Below are 19,032 nucleotides of genomic sequence, written 5' to 3'. Positions count from 1 at the left end.
CCTGTTGCAGAATCAACTGGAAATGCTGTAATATTATTTTACAGGCGAAAGCACCGGGAGCGGATTGATGATTCCGCTCCCGGTGCTTTTTGACCGTTTTGCGCGGCTAAATGAAATTGTCCAGATACTTGAATGCGAAGCGCTTTGCCCTCGGCAGGCGCCCATAGCATTCGCGCGCCGTTTGCTCCGCGTAGTCCGTCATGATTTTTCTTTCCTTTTCCGTGATTCCCTGACGGCTGAACCGGGCTTTCAGCGCGAGGCCGGTGATTTCCTCGCTGATTTCCACGCCGTATTCCGTGAGCTTTGTGAGATAGGCATAGACCGCGATTGCGGCCCTGTTGACGTCTGTATGCGCAAATAATTTCAAACGGCGTGCTATTACGATTTTGCGCTTTAACGCCGTACAGGCAAGCAGAAGGGCAATCAAAGCGATAATAAGGACAAGCGGCAAAGCGGAATTGCTCAGACCCGGGGTCCCCTGCGGCCCCGCGCCGGGGGCGGAGCCCGCGGCGGAAGACGATTCGGTTTGCGCGGGCTGGGAGGAAGCGGCTTCCGGCTCGCTTTGCACGGCGCTTTCCGCGGAGGGATTGCCGGATTCCGCGCTGGGAACCGGGGGCTGGTTCACCGGGTTGTTGTCCTGCGTCAGATTCCGGGCCGGATTGAAGCCGGGCGTGACGTCGAACGGCTGCCAGCCCAGCCCCGGGGAATAAAGCTCCACCCAGGCGTGCGCCCGGCTGTCGGGGATATCCGCCCAGCCGTCGCTTCCCGCGTTCAGATAATCCCCGGTCGTGACGATATACCCCTCCGCGTAGCGGGCCGGAACGCCCATGGCCCGCAGCATGACGACGGCGGCGGTGGCAAAATGGACGCAGTAGCCCTCGTGGCTCTCCGACAGGAAATAGTCGGCGAAGTCCCTGCCCTTCGGCGGTTTTTTCGGCGAAAGGGTATAGTAGCAGTGGTCGCTCAGGTAGTTTTTGACCGCGTTGGCAATGCCGTCCGCGGACGAATAATAGGAGGAGCTGTCTAAGTCCTGTACAAAGAATCCGTTCAGCCGCTCGTCCTGCTTCATCAGGCTCAATATTTTTTCTCTTGTACCCTGCGGCAGCTGCGTGTATTTGCCGTACAGGAACAGCCGGTACTCCTGCTCCTTACTCACAAAGGTTTTGGTTTCCTCATCCAGCTTGTTCAGAAGATTATCGGGAAGCGTGCTTTTGTAATAATCCGCAATGGTGCCGGTGTTCAGGACGTTCAGCCGGTACTGCGCGTTTAAATAATCCGCCGCGCCCCTTGTCCGGAACAGGGAATTCGGAGTCAGCGTAAAAAGGATCCCCCACGGAGTGGATCGGGTCGCCTCTTCCGAAAGGGCGTATGCGTAAAAGCTGTATTGCCCGGTGCCGAAAAGAGCGCCGGAGCGGATAAACGCGTCGTTGATAAACCGCACGCCCGAAATCTGCTGCGGGGTAGTGGTCAGGTTGTACGGCGCGTAAATGCATTGCTTTGCCGCCGCGATATTTTGAACCTGAATCCCAAACGGCTGAAAGTCCGGGGTATCTCCGCGGCGAGACAGGGAGGCGTACTCCCCGGACAGGTTCTGAACGTTCAGGCCGTCCAGCTTTTGGTTGATATCGGTGTAGTCGGAATCCGGCGGCAGCTCCCAGCCTGAGCCGGTATAGACGCTTCCGGCAAAGCTTTTCAGGTAGAGGGGATACGGCCGGTCCGTCTTGACACGCAGGGCGGTTTTTCCGGTGAATTCCACCCGCCCGGCACCGGACAGGTCCACGTGGGAAACGTTTCCGGCAAAGGCTTTGCCGCCGTTCAGAAAAGTACCGTCCGTTGCGGTGTCGATCAGCTCCGTGCGCAGCTTTTCCGCTCCCTCGGGATGCCGGTAGCTCTGCGGGGGAAACGTGCTCATAATCAGCGCGAAGCTCAGCAGGACCGCCGGAATCATCAGCAGGCCGCTTCGGGACGATACCGCGTCGTTTCTGACGGAAAAGCCTTTCGCCTTGGCGGAGCCCTTCTTCTTTTCGTCGGACAGGCGCGTCAGTATCAGCAGCGTCCAGCAGAGAAACAGCAGAAGCACGGCGGGGAAATACGGCGTGATCGTAAAGGCCAGCGCCGCAAGCAAAAAGGGAAAGGTGGCCAGAAAGGCCAGCCAGAAGCTTTTCCGTTTGATGACGGCGTTGCTCACCAGGCCCGTGACGGGGAACAGGACAAACAGGACAAACAGCGTGCACAGTTGGGAATACTGCGCCGCCGGGGCCAGAACAAGGTAGATGGGGAATTCAAAGTCGGAATGCTCCGCGTAGGCGGTCATCATCCGGTTGACGGTGATGAGGAAGCCCTGAAAGATCCATTGGCGCAGGTACCAGACCGCCGTGCAGTACGCCAGACAAAGGACTGGCAGCAACAGGGGCTGAAAGCGTTTGAAGGAGTCGATCAGCGCGAATACGGCGATAAACAGCAGGGTGCTGGATAAAGCCGTCAGGGGAAGCACAGGGAGCGCAAAGGCGGAAATAAAACACCAGCCCGCGCCGAAAACGCCGGACAGGATCAGAATCAGCCGGAACACCGTGTTCCTTACGGGCGACGGCGTCTGTCCGCTCAGGCGGGGCGGGGAGATTTTCAGGCCGGGGGAATCCGGCAGATGATTTTCAGTATTCATGCGGCTCACCTGTTTCCTTATAGAATCAGGCCGGAAAGGCACTGCTGGATTTTTTCAGGACGGACCGCTGCCACTTCCGCGTTCATCGCGCGCAGTGCGTCCGCCAGCCGGAGCTGTTCGTCGTCCGTTTCTCCTCCGACAAAAAGCACGGTGATCTTTTCCCCGCTTGGCCGGTCGCAGAGCTCCGTAAGCGCTTCGGTCAGTTTTCCCGTGATATAAACGGCGTGGGAAAAGCTTCCGGCGTCCTGCTCCGTCTTGCTGCGGGACTTCAGGACATACGGCTCCTCGCCGTAGGACTGCGCGGAAAGCAGGCTGTTCAGCAGAGAGGCCAGATCCTCGTCGCTCTGAATCAGCGACGTATGCAGCCGGTCCTCTTCTTTTCCGTACCATTCGATTCGGTGAATGATCCGGTTTTCCATAAAGAAATGCGATAAAGAGGCGGCTGTTTCCATCAGTGCGTCCAGCGTCTCCATATCCGGCGCGAGCAGCTCCAGGAGCACCAGAATGCCGCTGTCGACCGGAAGGCCGAATTCCTTTACCATCAGCTCGTCCAGCTTGGAGCTGAGCTTCCAGTGGACGCTGCGCAGGCGGTCGCCGCTGCGGAACGCGCGCACACCGAAAATCTCGGACGGGTCGTCCCCCGGTTTTTCTTCCGAGTAGGTATTGCTTTCCGTGCCCGCGGCGGCCGTCATATCGATGGAAGAATCGATCGGATGTACCCGGGGAGCGATAAAGCATTCGGTCCGAAGGTCCGGTTTCCGGCTGATCTGAAATAATCCGAGGGGGTCGTAGTACTGAACCTGTGTCAGCTTTACCGTGATACGGCCGCAATAGCGGGACTGCATCCGGTATTCCGCGGTTTGCTCCGAGCGGGCGTTCACCGGCGTGAACAGGGTTTGTTCCTGTCTTTCGCCGCTGAGTGCGTTTACACAGGAGAAGTGCAGCTTTGCGCGGAGCAGGGGAAAGGCGGACGCGTTCTTCAGGATAATATACAGAGAAAATTCCTGATTTTTGTACGGGGTGACATTCTGCGCCGCAAGCTCCGCCGTCGTTCCGCGTATGGCGAGCACCAGAAACAGCCATGAGAAGAACGGCAGGATGAGAATCAGCACCAGTGTAAAAAAGGCGAGATATTCCTTGAAAAAGAGAAAGAACAGAATCGCGGCGGCAAGCACGGCGCAGTAGGCTGCACGACAGCGGAACATGGCGCGCCCCTATTTCTGCGCGACGGCGGGCGCGGGGACGTCCCTCAAAATGTCCCTGAGCAGGCCGGCTGCGGTCACGTTGCCTATTTTCGCCTGGGGCTTCAGAATCATCCGGTGCTCCGCCACGTCGGCGAAGACGGACTGCACGTCCTTCGGGACCACATAGTCCCTGCCGGAAAGGTAGGCGTTCGCCTGCGCCATTTTGACGAGCGCGATGGAGCCGCGCGGGCTCGCGCCCAGCCGGATCAGGCTGTTTTCGCGGGTCGCGCTCACCAGCCGGGCGATGTATGCGTACAGATCGTCTGAAAGGTAAACGGTGTCCGTCTCGTTCTGCATGGCGATGATTTCCCGCGCGTCGGCGGCTTTCTGGACCGATTCCAGCGGGTCCTCGCCCTGCTTGCGCTTCAAAATTTCCACTTCGTCGCGCAGCTCGGGGTACCCCATGGTCAGCCGGACCATAAAGCGGTCGAGCTGGGAATCCGGCAGCATCTGCGTGCCCACCGAACCGATCGGGTTCTGGGTGGCAATCACGATATAGGGCTTCGGGGTGGGGTGGGCGATTCCGTCAACCGTGATGCTGCCTTCCTCCATGACCTCCAGAAGCGCGGACTGCGTCTTGCTGGAGGTGCGGTTGATCTCGTCAGCCAGAAACAGGTTGCACAGCGCCGCGCCGGGCTTGTACTCCAATAAGCCGGTCGCCTTGTTGTAGATGGAAAATCCCGTTACGTCGGTCGGCATTACGTCCGGCGTGAACTGGACCCGCTTGTAATCAAGGGACATCGCCTTGGAAAAGGCAAGGGCAAGCGTCGTTTTTCCAACGCCGGGGATGTCCTCCAGAAGGATGTGCCCCTGCGCCAGAATCACCATCAGTACTTTCCGGACAATCACGTCTTTTCCGACCACTGCTTTTTTTACCTCGTTGATGATTCGCAAAGCCTTTTCCTGCATTTTTACAGCCACCGCCCGTCTTTTATTCTGTATTATTATAGTCGAAATCAACCCGTTATGCAAACCGGGTATTTTATTCCGGAAGAATTTTCTCTTGAAAAATTGCCGCCACAGGTGCAAAATAGAAGAAGCGAAGAATGGAGGGCTGTATCATGGAACAGAAGATTGAAAAGCTGCAGAGCATGATCGACGAGAGCAAACGCGTCGTGTTTTTCGGAGGGGCCGGTGTTTCCACCGAAAGCGAGATCCCGGATTTCCGCAGCGTGGACGGGCTTTACCGCCAGCATTACCGCTATCCGCCCGAAACGATGCTGAGCCACAGTTTTTATGAAACGCATACGGAAGAATTCTACGATTTTTACCGGGCCAAGATGCTTTGCCTGACAGCAAAGCCGAACGCCGCCCACAGAAAGCTTGCCGAGCTGGAGCGGGCGGGAAAGCTGACCGCCGTGGTCACGCAGAATATCGACGGCCTGCACCAGACGGCGGGGAGCAAAACGGTCTACGAGCTGCACGGCTCCGTTCACCGCAACTACTGCCGGCGCTGCCATAAGCTTTACGACGCGGAATTCATCCTGAACAGCACGGGAATTCCGACCTGCACCTGCGGCGGCACTGTTAAGCCGGACGTGGTGCTGTACGAGGAGGGCCTCAATCAGCGCACGCTTTACGGCGCGGTGGAGGCGATCGAGCGCGCGGACATGCTGATCATCGGCGGGACTTCCCTTGCGGTTTATCCGGCGGCAAGCCTGATCGACTACTACGGCGGGGACCGGCTGGTCCTGATCAACCGCACCAGCACCCCCCAGGACCGCAACGCCAATCTGGTGATTCAGGGCAGCATCGGCGAGGTGCTTGATAAAATCAAGGTGTGACCTTGAAAGTTTGCAGATGGAAAATCGAACCCCCTTCTCTTTTGGCTCCCTCATGGACCGCAATATTTTAGCGGAAAGGTGAACAGCCGCAAAACTTTTCTGAAAGCAGAAGAAAGCCCGGAAGAACGAAAAGTATCACGTTCTTCCGGGCTTTTGTACCATTTCCTGCAAAAGCCGCCGCTCGGCTGTTTAGCCCTTGACCGCGGCGTCGTATATCTTGTTCAGCTCCTCGTACTGGGGTGAGACAATCATGCTGACGTAATTTCCGTTCTGGTTGACGCCGCATTTTTTCAGCATCGCGTATTCCTCCGGCAGATAGTCCTTCATTTCGGTTTCCTTCTGCTGGTAGCGGGCGTCCAGCTTCTCCTTGATCCGCTTGGCTGCGTCGGCGTCCTTTCCCTCCAGGAAGATGATCTCGTCGCCCTTGATGCCGGTCGAATCAACGTAGGCGGCGAACTGCTTGACGTCCGCGGTGTCAATTCCGTAATTCGGCATCAGGTCCTCGGCGGACAAATCCATCATTTCCTTATTGGAAAGTGCCGCTTTCATATCCGTCATCACCTTGGAAAGGTCGGCCTGTTTTGTTCCGCCGCCGCACGCGGCCAGAGAACAGAGCATCGCCGCGGCGAGCAGCAGTGATAAAAGCTTTTTCATCGGTATTCTCCCTTATTTTACAGTGTGTGTCAAAATGTAATCAATCCATACCTGACAGGCTTTGTCCGTAAAATGGATTCCGAGGTCGTTGGGGTCGCTGCAGTATTCGGGGATCAGGTTCCCCTCGCTGTCACGCATGACCGACGCAACGTCAATGTAATAATATCCGTTCTTTTTGCACATTTCCGCCAGCTTCGCGTCGTAAGCGGAAAGATTCGGATTATTCAGGGTCGTCATCTGCTGCTCCTTGATGATGGGGGTCGCGGACTGAACGAATAGTTTGGCGTCCGGGGATTTTTCCTGAATCTTCGCAAGAAGTTTGGACATGTTTTCTACGGAACCGTCGATGCCGTACAGGGCCAGGTCGTTGGCTCCCAGCATCATGTAGACTTTTTTTGCGCCCATCGCCGCAACGTTGTCTTCCAGAAGCGCTTTCTTTCCGTTATAGGCCGGGTGGATGGAAGAAGCGCCGAGGGGTTTCAGCGCGTTGCCGCTGCCCATGCTGCCGGCGGCCAGGAACTGCGCCTTTCCAAAGAAGCCCGCCTCTGTTTTGCGCTTTGCGGTGACGTAGTTTTTCAGCTTCAGGGATACGGAATCCCCAATAAACACCGCGTCGTCAAGGTAGCTTGCATCCGCTTTGGCGCTTTCCTGCACCGCGGCGGAATCTTCCGGCTGAGAGGAAGAAGACGGCGTCTGTGAGGAGGGAGCCTCCTGTGAACTTACCGCGGAGGAAACCGCGCTCTGTACCGCGGAACTCGCGGGGGCGGCGCTGGAAGCGGCTTCCTTATTTCCGCCGCAGCCGGATAAAAGCAGCAGACCGGCCGTCAGAAGGGCCAGTCCCCTCCCGCCGTAATTTTTATTATGATTCATCTTAGCACCTTCTAATCAACAAGTAAAATTAACACAAACAGTATAGCATATGTAGGACCGTATCACAACAATTGTTACAAAATATGACAGGAAGATATCCCCGTCAATTCCAGATATAAAAAATGAGCGGCGCCCTGCGGCGCTGCTCATTCCGTCTGTTGTTAGGGGGATTTCCGAAATCCTATCTGTTCTCAAAGCTGGCGCATGCCGTCGCGGACTGTGAGTGCGGCTGGACGTTTCCGGACTGAACGCTGATTTCATTCGCGCCGCACCGCTCGTTTGAGTTAAACCGGCAGTTTTCCGCTTCACAGTAGATGTCCAGCGCCGTGTTGGGAAGGGAACAGCCAACGGAGTTCTGCGCGCCGTCCGCCGCGTCCAGAAAAGAAGAACAGCAGGTTTCCTCGCTGTCCCGGGCCTGACGGCCGCTGACCTGAATTTCGGGTCTGCAGCAGAAGTTGTCCCTGTTGTTGGCACAGGTCATTACGTCGCAATGTAGATTTGTCATGGTCGGCACCTCTTTATTAAAAATACTTTTTAATATTCTGTACCGACTGTGGATTTTTATACAGAGGAAGATTCCCTTTAATTTGCCTTGCTTTCCGTTTTACCGGCAGGAGGGTTTTTCACCACGGTGATCTCTACCCTGCGGTTTTTGGCCCTGCCTTCCTCGTTGAGGTTGGAAGCGATCGGCGAAAAATGGGCGAAGCCCTGTATCGACAGCTTGTCCTGCTTCATTCCGTAGCTGACAAAGCTGTTCATCACCGTGATGGCGCGCTCCGTGGACAGCCGCCAGGAAACCTGGTCGCTCGCGATGGTATGTTCGCCGACGTCCGCGGTATGCCCGCTGATGGTAATGTAATCAATGCGGTCGTATACCTGCGACAGGGCGCCTTCGATCTCGTGAAGCACCGGTTCGCTGGAGGGCAGCATTTTGGGGCTGTCCGGAACAAACATCAGCGTGTCCTTCAGATGGATCTTCACATAGGTGTCCGAATTGACCAGCCCGACCGAATTTTGCAGACTGTTTTTCTGAACATAGTTTTCCAGCACGTCGTAAACCTGATCCAGCGCGTCGGGATTTACCGCGGATCCGCCAAAACCTGTGCCCGTACCGGTTCCCGTCCCTGTGCCGGTTCCAGTCCCGGTGCCAGTCCCTGTCCCTGTTCCGGTGCCTGTGCCTGTCCCGGTTCCGGTTCCCGCCCCGTTGGCGCTTGTGGAGTAACTGTTGCCCATCGCCATGCCGAAATTCTCAGCCATTTTTGCGACCTTTTTCGCGTCGACGGTACTCATGGAATAGAGAATAATAAATAAAGCGAGCAGAAGGGTAATCATATCGGAATAGGTCAGAAGCCATCTCTCGCTGTTTTCTTCTTCTTCATGCTCTGAAGCAACATGCTTTTTAATAGCCATATGTTTCCCCCTGATTTATTTCTCGATACCTTCCTTATACTTCTTATCACCGTGCGGAAACAGCTGGTAATAAACGGAAAGCTTATTTTCGATGCTGCGGGAAGATTCTCCGCGCGCGATCATGCAGATTCCCTCCGTCATCATTTCCCTTAAAATCTGCTGCCGCTTCAGAACGCTTTTCAGGCGGCTGGCAAAGGGCAGGTACACAAGGTTCGCCAGCACGACGCCGTACAGCGTAGCGACGAAAGCGACGCCGATGGAAGCTGTGAGCGCCGCCGCGTCGGTCATGTTCGACAGCACCTGGATCAGTCCCATGACGGTGCCGATTACGCCCATGGTGGGAGAGAAGCCCGCGGCGCTGGTAAATACGGATATTTCCATCTGCTTCTGCGCCGTATAGGCGCGGATGTTGGATTCCAGGGCGTACTGGATTTCCTCGTCGGACTTCATGTCCAGCGCCAGCACCATGCCGGATTTTAAAACCAGAAATTCGTTGCTGTCCAGCTCGGAGTCGTTGATCAGCTCCTGCAGCTTCAGGATTCCTCCCTGACGGCAGGCGTCGGCCATAAAGGTGATTTTTTCAATGACCTTGGAAGGATTTCCCAGAGATTTATTGGAAAACGTACCCACCAGGGACTTAAACGCCGACAGAATATCGGTCAGCTTGTAGGAAAGTATAACGGCGCCCATGGTACCGCCAAAAACAATAACGAAGGGGCTCAGCAGAAAAAGGGAACTCAGCACTCCGTGCTCCAGCGTATATCCCAAAATCAAAGCGCCAAACGAAACCACAATTCCCAAAACAACTGAAATATCCAAACGAAATTCCTCCGATATCTTAAAATGCGTGTCGAACAAAATGCAGAAAGAAGCCCATTTCCAATTCAGAATAATAATTCTTTTACCGTATTATCTGACAAGGATGAAACCTCTTCTATACTAAATATCGACAGGATTACATAAATATGTAGTCCCTGCGAAAGGAATGTTTTTTCTTTATATAATCTTTATATCGGCCGGAATCCTCTTGACTTTACAGGAAAATCGCTTACAATTTGAATAGTTTTTCGGAATACATCATGGGGAATATTTCAAGGTGCTAAATGAAGTGGGGGACTGCGATATGCTGACAAAACGCGGGCTGATCGAATTTTGCCTGACCTTTCCCGGCGCGTATGAGGATTATCCGTTTGACGACGATCCCGGGTCGGCGCAGGCGTGGGCCGTTCTGCGGCACCGGGCCAACAAAAAAGCCTTTGCCTTTATTTATGAGCGCGGCGGGGCCGTCAACATCAATCTGAAGTGCGACCCGATGTTTGCCGATTTGCTGCGCGGCGCCTATCCCGCGGTGACGCCCGCCTATCATATGAACAAGGTGCACTGGAATACCGTAAAGGTGGACGGTTCCGTTCCGGAGCAGGAAATTTACACGTGGATCGGTCAGAGCTACGATCTCATCAGGCCGACCGTGAAAAGAAAAAAATAGTGCTTGACAAGTCTCCGCGTTTTGCATATAATAGCTGTCAAAGAGAATAAAAACCACAAACCGATGATTAAGAGTAGTAGGCAGGCAGATCGCTCGCGTAGAGAGCCGCAGATGGTGGGATTGCGGAGGAGTGCGGCAGGCTGAATGGACTTATGAGGGCAAAATGAAAAGCGGAGCGGTTGGCTCTGCCCAGTAGCTTTTGACGGGAACTTCGCCCGTTACTAAGGAAGCATACATCATGGAAAGTCGTGTATGGAAAAAGCGGGCGGTTTAACCGTCAATTTGGGTGGTACCACAGGAGCGAATGCTCTTGTCCCTGTTTTCAGGGGCAAGGGCTTTTTTTATTTCCAAACTAAGGTTAAGGAGTGACGGAAATGGCAATGTACGGGATACGATGGCGAGGCTGTGTCAATCAACCGCGGCAAAAACGAAACAACTTAACTTTCAGGAGGAAACGACAATGAAAAACAGATTTTATTATACAGTCAAAAAAATCATGGCGGGGGTCCTTGCAGCGGCGCTGGCGGCTTCCTTTACGGCGTGTTCGTCCGGTGCGGCGGCAAGCTCCGCGGCGAGCTCGGCCGGTTCGGAGGCGCAGAGCCGGGGCGCGGCGAAAAATTTCAGGATCGGCGTCATTCAGTACGCGACGCATCCCTCGCTCGACAACTGCTACACCGGGTTTCAGGCGGGCCTGAAAGAAGCCGGACTCAGGGACGGGGAGAATATCACCGTCGATTTCCAAAACGCGCAGGGCGATATCGCGAACGGCGACCTGATCGCGAAAAACATGGTTTCCAAGAAATATGACATGATTATGGGAATCGCCACCCCGGCGGCCATGTCCGCGTACAGCATGGCAAAAAGCACCGATATCCCCGTTGTGTTCACCGCCGTTTCCGACGCGGTCGCCGCGGGAATCGTCAAATCCAACGAAAAGCCGGAAGTCAACTGCACGGGCTCGTCCGACGTGCTTCCACTTGAGCAGCAGATCAAAATGATCCGCGCGTTCCTGCCGGATGCGAAAAAAATCGGTATCCTGTACACCACCAGCGAGCCGAATTCCGTTTCCCAGCTTGCGCAGTTCAAGGAGCTTGCCCCGAAATTCAACTTTGAAGTTGTCGACGTCGGCGTGACCAACGCCTCCGAGGTTGCCGCCGCGGCCGCGACCGCCGTTTCCAAGGGCGTCGACTGCATCAATAATTTTACCGATAATAATGTCGTCGACAATCTTTCCTCCGTCCTGCAGGCGGCCGGAAAAGCCAACATCCCCGTTTTCGGTTCGGAAGAGGAGCAGGTGAAAAACGGCTGCCTCGCGTCCCAGAGCATCGACTATGTCGCCCTGGGCAGGGAAACCGGGGAAATGGCGGCGAAGATCCTGAAAGGGGAAGCGAAGGCTTCCGAAACGCCGGTTTATATGGTCAAGGACTGCACCCCCGTCTACAACAAAGCGGTCATGGATCAGCTCGGCCTGACCCTGCCGCCGGAATACTCCGGCGCCGCGGCGGTAACAAAATAACAGAAAGCTGGTAAACGCTCCATGGATATCATTCTGGGCCTGGTTGTCAATGTGCTGGAAGAGGGCTTCATTTACGGGATCATGGCCGTCGGCGTATACATCACCTACCGCGTTCTGGGGTTCCCGGACCTGTCGGTCGACGGGACGTTCCCGCTCGGGGCGTGTGTGACGGCGGCGCTGATTACCGCCGGAGCCGACCCCTGGCTGGCGTGCCTGCTTGCCTTTGTCTGCGGCGCCGCCGCGGGCTGCCTGACGGGCTTCCTGCACGTCAGGCTGGGGATTACCGACCTCCTTTCCGGTATACTCGTGATGACCGGACTTTGGAGCGTGAACCTTGTCATTACCAAAGGCAGCGCGGTGATGCCGTTTTACGACAAAAACACCATTTTTAATTCCGGGCTTTCCGGCCTGCTGGCGGGCGGCCTTCCGGAAAATTACCGGGTGGTGGTCGTCGCGGCAGTTTCCTGCGTCCTTGTGAAGCTTCTGCTGGACGGGTACCTGAAGACCAAATCCGGCCTGCTGCTCCGCGCTTCGGGGGACAACGCGCAGTATGTCACCTCTCTGGGCAGGAACCCCGGAACCATGAAGGTCATCGGCCTTGCCATCGGCAACGGCTGCACGGCTTTGGCGGGAAGCATTTTAAGCCAGCAGACGGAGTCCGCCAGCGTGGCCAGCGGAACGGGCATGGTGGTAATGGCGCTTGCCTCGGTGATTATCGGTACGAACCTGTTCCGGAAAGTCAGGTTGATGAAGGCCACCACGGCGGCGATCCTGGGCGCCGTTATTTATAAGGCGTGCCTTGTGATCGCCATGCAGCTCGGCCTGCCGACCAATTATCTGAAGCTGCTGATGGCGGTCCTTTTCACCGTCGCGCTGATATCCAACAATATGTTCATGGGGAGGGGGAAAAAGCAAAATGTCAATCCGACCCAAATCTGAGACGGGTGAAAGCTTCGTCAGCATGAAGCATATTTATAAAACCTTCAACCCCGGTTCGGTCAACGAGGTGGTGCTGTTCAACGACTTCAATCTGGAAATTGAAAAGGGACAGTTTGTTTCCGTCATCGGCAGCAACGGCTCCGGAAAGACCACCATCCTCAACATCCTCTGCGGGAGCATCGCCGTTGACAGCGGCGGCGTTTCCGTGAACCATCGGGAAATCAGCCGGCTGAAAGAGTACCGGCATTCCAAATTTATCGGCCGTGTTTTTCAGGACCCGTCGAAGGGGACCTGTCCCGAGCTGACCATTCTGGAAAATATGGCGCTTGCGGACAATAAGGGCGGTTCCTTCGGGCTGCAGCCCGGGGTGAATAAAAGGAAAATCGATTTTTACCGTTCTCAGCTGGAGCTGTTAAAGCTCGGTCTGGAAGAGAAGCTCGACCTGCCGGTCGCCAGCCTTTCCGGCGGCCAGCGTCAGGCGCTGGCGCTGCTTATTTCCACCATGACGCCGATCGATCTTCTGATCCTCGACGAACACACCGCGGCGCTCGACCCGCGTTCCAGCGAAAACGTCATGGAGCTCACGGAACGGTTTGTCCGTGAAAAGAAGCTGACGACGCTGATGGTCACGCACAATCTGAAATTCGCCGTCAATTACGGCGACCGGCTGGTGATGATGCACCGCGGCGGGATTGTGGTCGATGCCGCCGGAGAGCGGAAAAACGCGCTGGCCGTCAAGGACCTGACGGATAAATTCAACGAAATCAGCATTGAGGTCGGGAACTGACCGGAACGCGGATCCAATAAAATAAAGAAAAGGAACGCTCCGCCGAACTGGTTTCAGTCCATGGGCGTTCCTTTTTTTACAGGCGGATATTACAGTTCCGAGCAGTCCGCGGAAAGGTGCCGGGCTTCAATATCCTTGAGCACGTCCCCGAGCGTGGTGCCGGTCAGGACCTCGTCCACGCTGCGGTCGATCACGTCCCAGACGCTGCGGTTCAGAAAGCTGCGGATGCTGGTTCTTTCTCCCAGATTGTCGTAAACCGACATGTCGCCCTCCAGCACGGCCATAATGTCCCGCAGGGTGATTTCCTCCGCCGGCTTCGCCAGCACATAGCCGCCCTGCGCGCCCGCGATTCCGATGACGATCCCCGCGCGCTTCAGGGAAGCGAAAATGCTTTCCAGATAATTGAGGGACAGGTCCTGCCGCTGGGAAATTTCGGAGAGGGAGACACAACCCTCGCCGCTGTTCATGGCAAGGTCGATCAGGGCGCGCAGCCCGTATCTTCCTTTTGTCGAGATTTTCATGGGCGCCCTCCGTTTTCCGCGATATATTTTTCCTTCAGTTCCCGCAGGGTCAGACTGTCGGCCGTATCGGAGATTGCCGTGGAAATCCGCACCCATACGTTCCGGCTGATACAGCTTGACCGCACCTTGCTTTTGCAGGAGGACAGGCTGCCCACGCAGCCGACCGGCACCATATTGCCTTCCATCGCGCGAATGATTTTGCCGACGGTGATTTCGTCCTCCGGCCGATTCAGGATAAAGCCGCCCTTCGCGCCGCGCATGGTCGACACCAGCCCGGTTTTTTTCAGACTGAAAAAGATCTGCTCCATATATGCTGCCGAAACCTGAATCCCCGAGGACAATTCCCTGATGCTCAGCGGTTTTTCATCGCCGTAGGCCGCCAGATACAGCATTCCTTCCAGCGCGTAGCGGCTTTTTGTAGAAAGTTTCATTAGGCCACTCCTTATTTTGTAATTCCTTATAAAATAGGATACTATGTTTTCACAACCGTTGCAATAAAAAATATCACTTTTCCTATTGACATTATCATATATGAGTTCTATAATAAGGTCAAATTGAATATATTAGTAAATAGATATGTTTAATATTGATTGGGGGGATGTTGGTGAACCGGCTGTTTTTTCTCAGAGCGGGGCGCAATATTTATTGTTGCAGCTTGCCAAACAGGTTGATGCCCCAAAAAAATTTGTTGCCTTTCATATCATGAATTAAGGAGAGATGATTATGTCTATCGCTAAGAATTTGACCGAACTGATTGGAAATACTCCGCTTTTGGAACTGACGAATTATGAAAAGGAAAAGGGCCTGGAAGCAACCGTTGCGGCAAAACTGGAATACTTCAATCCTCTTTCTTCCGTTAAGGACAGAATCGGCTACGCGCTGATCAAGGACGCGGAGGACAAAGGGCTGATCAATCAGGATACCACCATCATTGAGCCGACAAGCGGCAACACCGGCGTCGGCCTTGCCTTTGTGGCGGCGGCGAAGGGCTACCGCCTGATCCTTGCCATGCCGGAAACCATGAGTGTTGAGCGCCGCAGGCTGGTTGCCGCTCTGGGGGCCGAGCTGGTTCTTACCGAGGGTGCCAAAGGCATGAAAGGCGCGATCGCAAAGGCGGATGAGCTTGCGAAAGAAATTCCGAATTCCTATATTCCCGGGCAGTTTGTGAACCCGGCGAACCCGAAAATTCACCGCGAGACGACCGGGCCCGAAGTCTGGCGCGATACCGACGGAAAAGTCGATATTTTTGTCGCCGGGATCGGAACGGGCGGCACCATTACCGGCGTCGGCGAATACCTGAAATCCAAAAATCCGAACGTAAAGATCGTCGGCGTGGAGCCCGCTGCTTCTCCGGTCATCAGCGAAGGCAAATCCGGGCCGCACAAGATTCAGGGCATCGGCGCGGGCTTTGTTCCGGACATTCTGAACACGGACATTCTGGATGAAGTGATTACTGTTGCCAATGAGGACGCTTTCGCGACCACCAGGCACCTCGCATCCAGCGAAGGACTGCTCGTCGGCATTTCCTCCGGCGCCGCCGCGTTTGCAGCGACCCAGCTTGCAAAACGTCCGGAAAACAAGGGGAAACTGATTGTGGCGCTGCTGCCGGATACCGGTGAACGCTACCTCTCCACAGGCGTTTTTGACTAATTCATACCCCAAGTATCCATATACATTACCAGGAAGCTGCGGCAGATTTCATTCGTCTGCCGCAGCTTCTTTGTCTCCGGCCTCCGGAAACGGGGCGTACCACGGCTCCATGCTCCCGGGACCCGTTCGAAAGCTTCGGTTTCGGCAGCGGTGTTATTATTGCATAAAACACTGTTCCTGCGAGCAGAATCTGTGGTACAATAAAGCTGTCCCGTTCCGCGGGGAATTGTAGCAAACGAACGTGGAACGGTCACAAAGTCTTCACAATGATCTTTTATAATGATGACGTATAAAATGAAGGAAAAGCGGAGGCGGACGGCTTGTATCATATTTTAGTAGTGGACGACGAGGAAAAGATCCGGGAACTGATTAAAAAATATGCCACGTTTGAGGGGCATACCGTCACCGAAGCCGGGGACGGTATGGAGGCGGTTTCCATTTGCCGCAGCCACCCCAACGATTTCGACATCATCCTGATGGACGTCATGATGCCGGAGCTGGACGGATTTTCCGCCGTACGGGAAATTCGCAAATACAGCGCCACGCCCGTCCTGATGCTCAGCGCACGGGGCGAGGAATACGACAAAATCCACGGGTTTGAGCTGGGGATCGACGACTATGTCGTCAAGCCGTTTTCCCCGAAGGAGCTGATGCTGCGGATTCACGCCATCATCAAGCGCGCCAGCCCGGAAAGCGCCGCGGCTCAGAAGGAAATACAGCGGTTTGAGGGCCTGACCGTCGACTTCACGGGGCGGATCGTCACCGTGGACGGGGAAAAGGTGGACCTGTCCCCCAAGGAATACGACCTTCTTTTCTACCTTGTTAACAATAAGAATATCGCCTTGACGCGGGAAAAGCTGATTACCAATGTGTGGGGCTATGATTTTTACGGGGACGACCGCACGCTGGATACCCATATCAAGCTGCTTCGCCGCAGCCTGAAGCAATACAGCAAGTTCATTGTTACGTTACGAGGGGTGGGTTACCGCTTTGAAGTTGAAAGAACACTTTGAGAGCATCGGAATCAAATGGCGCATTTTTGCCTCTTTCGCCGGTTTTACGGCAGTGATCCTGGTTCTGCTGTGGGTGTTCCAGGTGGTCTTTCTGAACAGCTTCTACAAAGCGATTAAAACCCGGGAAATCAGGACGTCCGCCCAGACGATCGCGAAAAACATCGATTCCGGCGACCTGTCCGCAACGGTGCAGAACCTTTCGCAGAGAAATCAGATGTGCATTATTGTCTCCGACCAGAACGGAGTGATCTACTATAAGGAAGATTCCCTGCCGAACAGCGTCATCAGCCGCCTGAGCCTTTTCAATCTTGCGCAGGTCTACGCCGTGACGAAAGCGCAGGGCGGTACTTACTTTGAGCGGCTGACGCGCGATTTCAGCGTGGAGAATTATCAGCGCAGGCTTGAGCCGCCGCGCGTGGAAAGCATTATCTACGCGCAGATTGTGGAGAAAAAGGACGGCACCCGCCAAATGGTGCTGCTCAATTCCACGATTTCGCCGATCGATTCCACCGTAAACACCCTGCGGATTCAGCTTGTCTGCATCACCGTCGTCATGCTGGTTCTGTCCCTTCTGCTTGCGCTGTTCCTGTCCAAAAAAATCTCGAAGCCGATCATCAGAATCAACGAGGCGGCAAAGGTCCTGGGTACCGGGGAATACGACGTGTCCTTCGATGAGACGGGCTACAGGGAGATATCGGAGCTGGGCCAGACCCTGAACTACGCGGCGAAGGAGCTTTCCAAAACGGAAGAGCTTCGCCGGGACCTGATCGCGAATATTTCCCACGACCTGCGCACGCCGCTGACCATGATTACCGGCTACAGCGAGGTCATGCGCGATCTGCCCGGGGAAAACACCCCGGAAAACGTACAGATCATCATCGACGAAGCCACACGCCTGACCACGCTGGTCAACGATGTCCTCGATATTTCCAAGCTGCAGTCCGGCACCCAGCCGCTCAGCAGGGCCGATTTCAATCTGACGCAGAGCATCCGGACGATTCTGCAGCGCTATTCCAAGCTGACGGATTACAACATCACCTTTCACGCCGACGAGGACGTGACGGTCAGCGCCGACGAGCTGAAAATTTCTCAGGTCGTCTACAATCTGGTAAACAACGCCATCACCTACACAGGGAGCGACAAGGTCGTTGAAATTACGCAGCTGGTGCGGGACGGCAGAGTGAAAATTTCCGTCCGCGACACCGGCGAGGGAATTCCGGAGGACAAACTCAACGATATCTGGGACCGCTACTATAAGGTGGACAAGGCGCATAAGCGCGCCCAGATCGGCACGGGGCTGGGGCTTTCCATTGTAAAGGCCATTCTCGATATGCACGGCGGCGCGTACGGCGTGCAGAGCCGGGAGGGCGGCGGAAGCGTGTTCTGGTTCGAGCTGGAAATGCTGTGAGACGGGCTTCGGGGGGAATTGCTGTAAAAAACCGGGCAATCATGGTATAATAAAAAAAGGAGGCGATGGAATGGATATATCGGTCATCGGCTGCGGAAGATGGGGCAGCTTTTTGGCGTGGTATCTTGACAGATTGAATCATCGTGTTACCCTCTATGGGCGCGCGGGCTCTCAGAAAATGAAGACGCTTCTCGAGACGCGCGCCAATGGAATGGTTACATTGAATAAAGGGATCGTTCTTTCGGAAAATCTCGCCGAAACGGTGGGTACTGCGGAGATCCTGGTGGTTTCCGTCGGGGCGCAGAGCTTTCGCTCGCTGATGCGGGAGCTGTCCGCGCTCAGCCTGAGCGGCAAAACGATTGTGCTCTGCATGAAGGGGCTGGAAGCGGGAACGGGCAGGCGCCTGACGCAGATTGCGGAGGAATACGCGCCGAAGGTGCCCTGCGCCATTTGGGTCGGGCCGGGACATGTGCAGAATTTCGTAAGGGGAATCCCCAACTGCATGGTCATTGACAGCCACAGCATGGAGATCAAGGAATATCTGGTCAAGGCGTTTTCAAGCGATTTGATCCGCTTTTATTACGGGACCGACCTGTTGGGCAACGAGGTGGGCGCGGCCGCCAAAAATGTCATCGGCATTGCGGGCGGAATGCTGGACGGGCTGAACCGCACCGCGCTGAAGGGCGCCCTGATGTCCCGCGGGACAAGGGAGATCGCCCGCCTGATCCAGGCGATGGGCGGCAATGAAATTACCGCTTACGGCCTCAGCCACCTGGGCGATTACGAGGCGACCGTCTTTTCCGAGTTCAGCCATAACCGCAGGTTCGGCGAGCTGTTCGTCAGGGGAGAAAGCTACGGCGAGCTGGCCGAAGGGGTGGCGACCACCACGGCGCTTTTGCGGCTGGGGGAAGAGTACCGGGTGGAACTGCCGATCTGCCGCGCGGTGGATGTGGTGATCAACGGGAAGAAGGAGCCGAAAACGGTGCTTTCGGATTTGTTCCTGCGCAGTCTGAAAATGGAGTTCTGACTGTTCCGGGCGATACCGCCGATATCCTTCCCGCCGCGGCGGGAATATTTAAAAACAGGCT

19 protein-coding genes are annotated in these 19,032 nt (G+C 55.3%); 9 read left to right on the top strand and 10 right to left on the bottom strand.

Translation table 11 applies throughout. The annotated features are described in order from the left end of the window. Positions 1–106: 106 nt before the first annotated feature. From ACQGQ5_RS02130 to ACQGQ5_RS02120, 3 genes are read right to left on the bottom strand one after another with little or no spacing between them, the layout of a single operon-like run. A complete protein-coding gene (locus ACQGQ5_RS02130; protein WP_455734955.1) occupies positions 107–2,662 on the bottom strand; it encodes a transglutaminase family protein in 2,556 nt (851 codons plus the stop codon). Positions 2,663–2,679: 17 nt separating this feature from the next. Beyond that, complete coding sequence (locus ACQGQ5_RS02125) at positions 2,680–3,867, bottom strand: hypothetical protein (protein ID WP_455734954.1); 1,188 nt, start codon at positions 3,865–3,867, stop codon at positions 2,680–2,682. Positions 3,868–3,876: 9 nt separating this feature from the next. Next, complete coding sequence (locus tag ACQGQ5_RS02120) at positions 3,877–4,815, bottom strand: AAA family ATPase (RefSeq protein ID WP_455734953.1); 939 nt, start codon at positions 4,813–4,815, stop codon at positions 3,877–3,879. 152 nt (positions 4,816–4,967) lie between these two features. Between ACQGQ5_RS02120 and ACQGQ5_RS02115 the strand changes: the two genes are divergently transcribed. Then, positions 4,968–5,690, top strand: a complete 723-nt coding sequence (locus tag ACQGQ5_RS02115; RefSeq protein WP_455734952.1) for an NAD-dependent protein deacylase — start codon at positions 4,968–4,970, stop codon at positions 5,688–5,690. 189 nt (positions 5,691–5,879) lie between these two features. Here ACQGQ5_RS02115 and ACQGQ5_RS02110 read toward each other — a convergent pair whose 3' ends face one another. The 5 genes from ACQGQ5_RS02110 to ACQGQ5_RS02090 form a co-directional block, all read right to left on the bottom strand. Beyond that, a complete protein-coding gene (locus ACQGQ5_RS02110; RefSeq protein WP_455734951.1) occupies positions 5,880–6,344 on the bottom strand; it encodes a DUF4358 domain-containing protein in 465 nt (154 codons plus the stop codon). Positions 6,345–6,356: 12 nt separating this feature from the next. Then, a complete protein-coding gene (locus ACQGQ5_RS02105; protein WP_455734950.1) occupies positions 6,357–7,214 on the bottom strand; it encodes a GDSL-type esterase/lipase family protein in 858 nt (285 codons plus the stop codon). 181 nt (positions 7,215–7,395) lie between these two features. After that, complete coding sequence (locus tag ACQGQ5_RS02100) at positions 7,396–7,719, bottom strand: DUF1540 domain-containing protein (protein ID WP_455734949.1); 324 nt, start codon at positions 7,717–7,719, stop codon at positions 7,396–7,398. A 77-nt stretch (positions 7,720–7,796) separates the two neighbouring features. Beyond that, positions 7,797–8,624, bottom strand: a complete 828-nt coding sequence (locus tag ACQGQ5_RS02095; RefSeq protein ID WP_455734948.1) for a flagellar motor protein MotB — start codon at positions 8,622–8,624, stop codon at positions 7,797–7,799. 15 nt (positions 8,625–8,639) lie between these two features. After that, positions 8,640–9,443: a motility protein A gene (locus tag ACQGQ5_RS02090; protein WP_455734947.1), complete on the bottom strand. Its 804-nt coding sequence runs from the start codon at positions 9,441–9,443 to the stop codon at positions 8,640–8,642. Between the two features lie 304 nt (positions 9,444–9,747). Between ACQGQ5_RS02090 and ACQGQ5_RS02085 the strand changes: the two genes are divergently transcribed. From ACQGQ5_RS02085 to ACQGQ5_RS02070, 4 genes are all read left to right on the top strand, one after another. Further along, a complete protein-coding gene (locus tag ACQGQ5_RS02085; protein WP_455734946.1) occupies positions 9,748–10,110 on the top strand; it encodes an MmcQ/YjbR family DNA-binding protein in 363 nt (120 codons plus the stop codon). A gap of 460 nt (positions 10,111–10,570) precedes the next feature. Further along, positions 10,571–11,626: an ABC transporter substrate-binding protein gene (locus ACQGQ5_RS02080; RefSeq protein WP_455734945.1), complete on the top strand. Its 1,056-nt coding sequence runs from the start codon at positions 10,571–10,573 to the stop codon at positions 11,624–11,626. Positions 11,627–11,647: 21 nt separating this feature from the next. Further along, positions 11,648–12,565: an ABC transporter permease gene (locus ACQGQ5_RS02075; protein ID WP_455734944.1), complete on the top strand. Its 918-nt coding sequence runs from the start codon at positions 11,648–11,650 to the stop codon at positions 12,563–12,565. Then, entirely contained in the window at positions 12,543–13,352 is an 810-nt protein-coding gene (locus ACQGQ5_RS02070) for an ABC transporter ATP-binding protein (RefSeq protein ID WP_455734943.1), read from the top strand. Before ACQGQ5_RS02075 ends, ACQGQ5_RS02070 begins: the two co-directional genes overlap by 23 nt. A gap of 89 nt (positions 13,353–13,441) precedes the next feature. On the opposite strand, the gene ACQGQ5_RS02065 is transcribed toward ACQGQ5_RS02070, so the two are convergent. Together ACQGQ5_RS02065 and ACQGQ5_RS02060 are read right to left on the bottom strand one after the other, a co-directional pair. Beyond that, positions 13,442–13,873: an RrF2 family transcriptional regulator gene (locus ACQGQ5_RS02065; protein WP_455734942.1), complete on the bottom strand. Its 432-nt coding sequence runs from the start codon at positions 13,871–13,873 to the stop codon at positions 13,442–13,444. Then, a complete protein-coding gene (locus tag ACQGQ5_RS02060) occupies positions 13,870–14,304 on the bottom strand; it encodes an RrF2 family transcriptional regulator (RefSeq protein ID WP_455734941.1) in 435 nt (144 codons plus the stop codon). The genes ACQGQ5_RS02065 and ACQGQ5_RS02060 overlap by 4 nt, the downstream gene beginning before the upstream one ends. A 289-nt stretch (positions 14,305–14,593) precedes the next feature. On the opposite strand from ACQGQ5_RS02060, the gene cysK reads away from it, so the two are divergent. The 4 genes from cysK to ACQGQ5_RS02040 all read left to right on the top strand — a co-directional run bounded on the left by cysK (position 14,594) and on the right by ACQGQ5_RS02040 (position 18,971). Then, positions 14,594–15,523 (top strand): cysteine synthase A, encoded by a 930-nt coding sequence (cysK, locus tag ACQGQ5_RS02055; protein WP_455735136.1) that lies wholly within the window; start codon positions 14,594–14,596, stop codon positions 15,521–15,523. Positions 15,524–15,843: 320 nt separating this feature from the next. Continuing rightward, on the top strand, positions 15,844–16,536 hold the full coding sequence (locus ACQGQ5_RS02050) for a response regulator transcription factor (protein ID WP_455734940.1): 693 nt from the start codon (positions 15,844–15,846) through the stop codon (positions 16,534–16,536). Beyond that, positions 16,514–17,944, top strand: coding sequence for a HAMP domain-containing sensor histidine kinase (locus tag ACQGQ5_RS02045; protein WP_455734939.1), 1,431 nt, complete (start codon positions 16,514–16,516; stop codon positions 17,942–17,944). Before ACQGQ5_RS02050 ends, ACQGQ5_RS02045 begins: the two co-directional genes overlap by 23 nt. Positions 17,945–18,014: 70 nt before the next feature. Then, positions 18,015–18,971, top strand: coding sequence for an NAD(P)H-dependent glycerol-3-phosphate dehydrogenase (locus ACQGQ5_RS02040; protein WP_455734938.1), 957 nt, complete (start codon positions 18,015–18,017; stop codon positions 18,969–18,971). Positions 18,972–19,032 lie beyond the last annotated feature (61 nt).

This window comes from Caproiciproducens sp. (genome assembly GCF_053840905.1).
Note: the sequence above shows the minus strand (reverse complement) of the source record. Positions and strands in the feature narration are given on the sequence as shown.

Coding starts and splice junctions, on each gene's coding strand:
- ACQGQ5_RS02130 (WP_455734955.1), bottom strand. CDS start 2,662: ATGAATACTGAAAATCATCTGCCGGATTCCCCCGGCCTGAAAATCTCC.
- ACQGQ5_RS02125 (WP_455734954.1), bottom strand. CDS start 3,867: ATGTTCCGCTGTCGTGCAGCCTACTGCGCCGTGCTTGCCGCCGCGATT.
- ACQGQ5_RS02120 (WP_455734953.1), bottom strand. CDS start 4,815: ATGCAGGAAAAGGCTTTGCGAATCATCAACGAGGTAAAAAAAGCAGTG.
- ACQGQ5_RS02115 (WP_455734952.1), top strand. CDS start 4,968: ATGGAACAGAAGATTGAAAAGCTGCAGAGCATGATCGACGAGAGCAAA.
- ACQGQ5_RS02110 (WP_455734951.1), bottom strand. CDS start 6,344: ATGAAAAAGCTTTTATCACTGCTGCTCGCCGCGGCGATGCTCTGTTCT.
- ACQGQ5_RS02105 (WP_455734950.1), bottom strand. CDS start 7,214: ATGAATCATAATAAAAATTACGGCGGGAGGGGACTGGCCCTTCTGACG.
- ACQGQ5_RS02100 (WP_455734949.1), bottom strand. CDS start 7,719: ATGACAAATCTACATTGCGACGTAATGACCTGTGCCAACAACAGGGAC.
- ACQGQ5_RS02095 (WP_455734948.1), bottom strand. CDS start 8,624: ATGGCTATTAAAAAGCATGTTGCTTCAGAGCATGAAGAAGAAGAAAAC.
- ACQGQ5_RS02085 (WP_455734946.1), top strand. CDS start 9,748: ATGCTGACAAAACGCGGGCTGATCGAATTTTGCCTGACCTTTCCCGGC.
- ACQGQ5_RS02080 (WP_455734945.1), top strand. CDS start 10,571: ATGAAAAACAGATTTTATTATACAGTCAAAAAAATCATGGCGGGGGTC.
- ACQGQ5_RS02075 (WP_455734944.1), top strand. CDS start 11,648: ATGGATATCATTCTGGGCCTGGTTGTCAATGTGCTGGAAGAGGGCTTC.
- ACQGQ5_RS02070 (WP_455734943.1), top strand. CDS start 12,543: ATGTCAATCCGACCCAAATCTGAGACGGGTGAAAGCTTCGTCAGCATG.
- ACQGQ5_RS02065 (WP_455734942.1), bottom strand. CDS start 13,873: ATGAAAATCTCGACAAAAGGAAGATACGGGCTGCGCGCCCTGATCGAC.
- ACQGQ5_RS02060 (WP_455734941.1), bottom strand. CDS start 14,304: ATGAAACTTTCTACAAAAAGCCGCTACGCGCTGGAAGGAATGCTGTAT.
- ACQGQ5_RS02040 (WP_455734938.1), top strand. CDS start 18,015: ATGGATATATCGGTCATCGGCTGCGGAAGATGGGGCAGCTTTTTGGCG.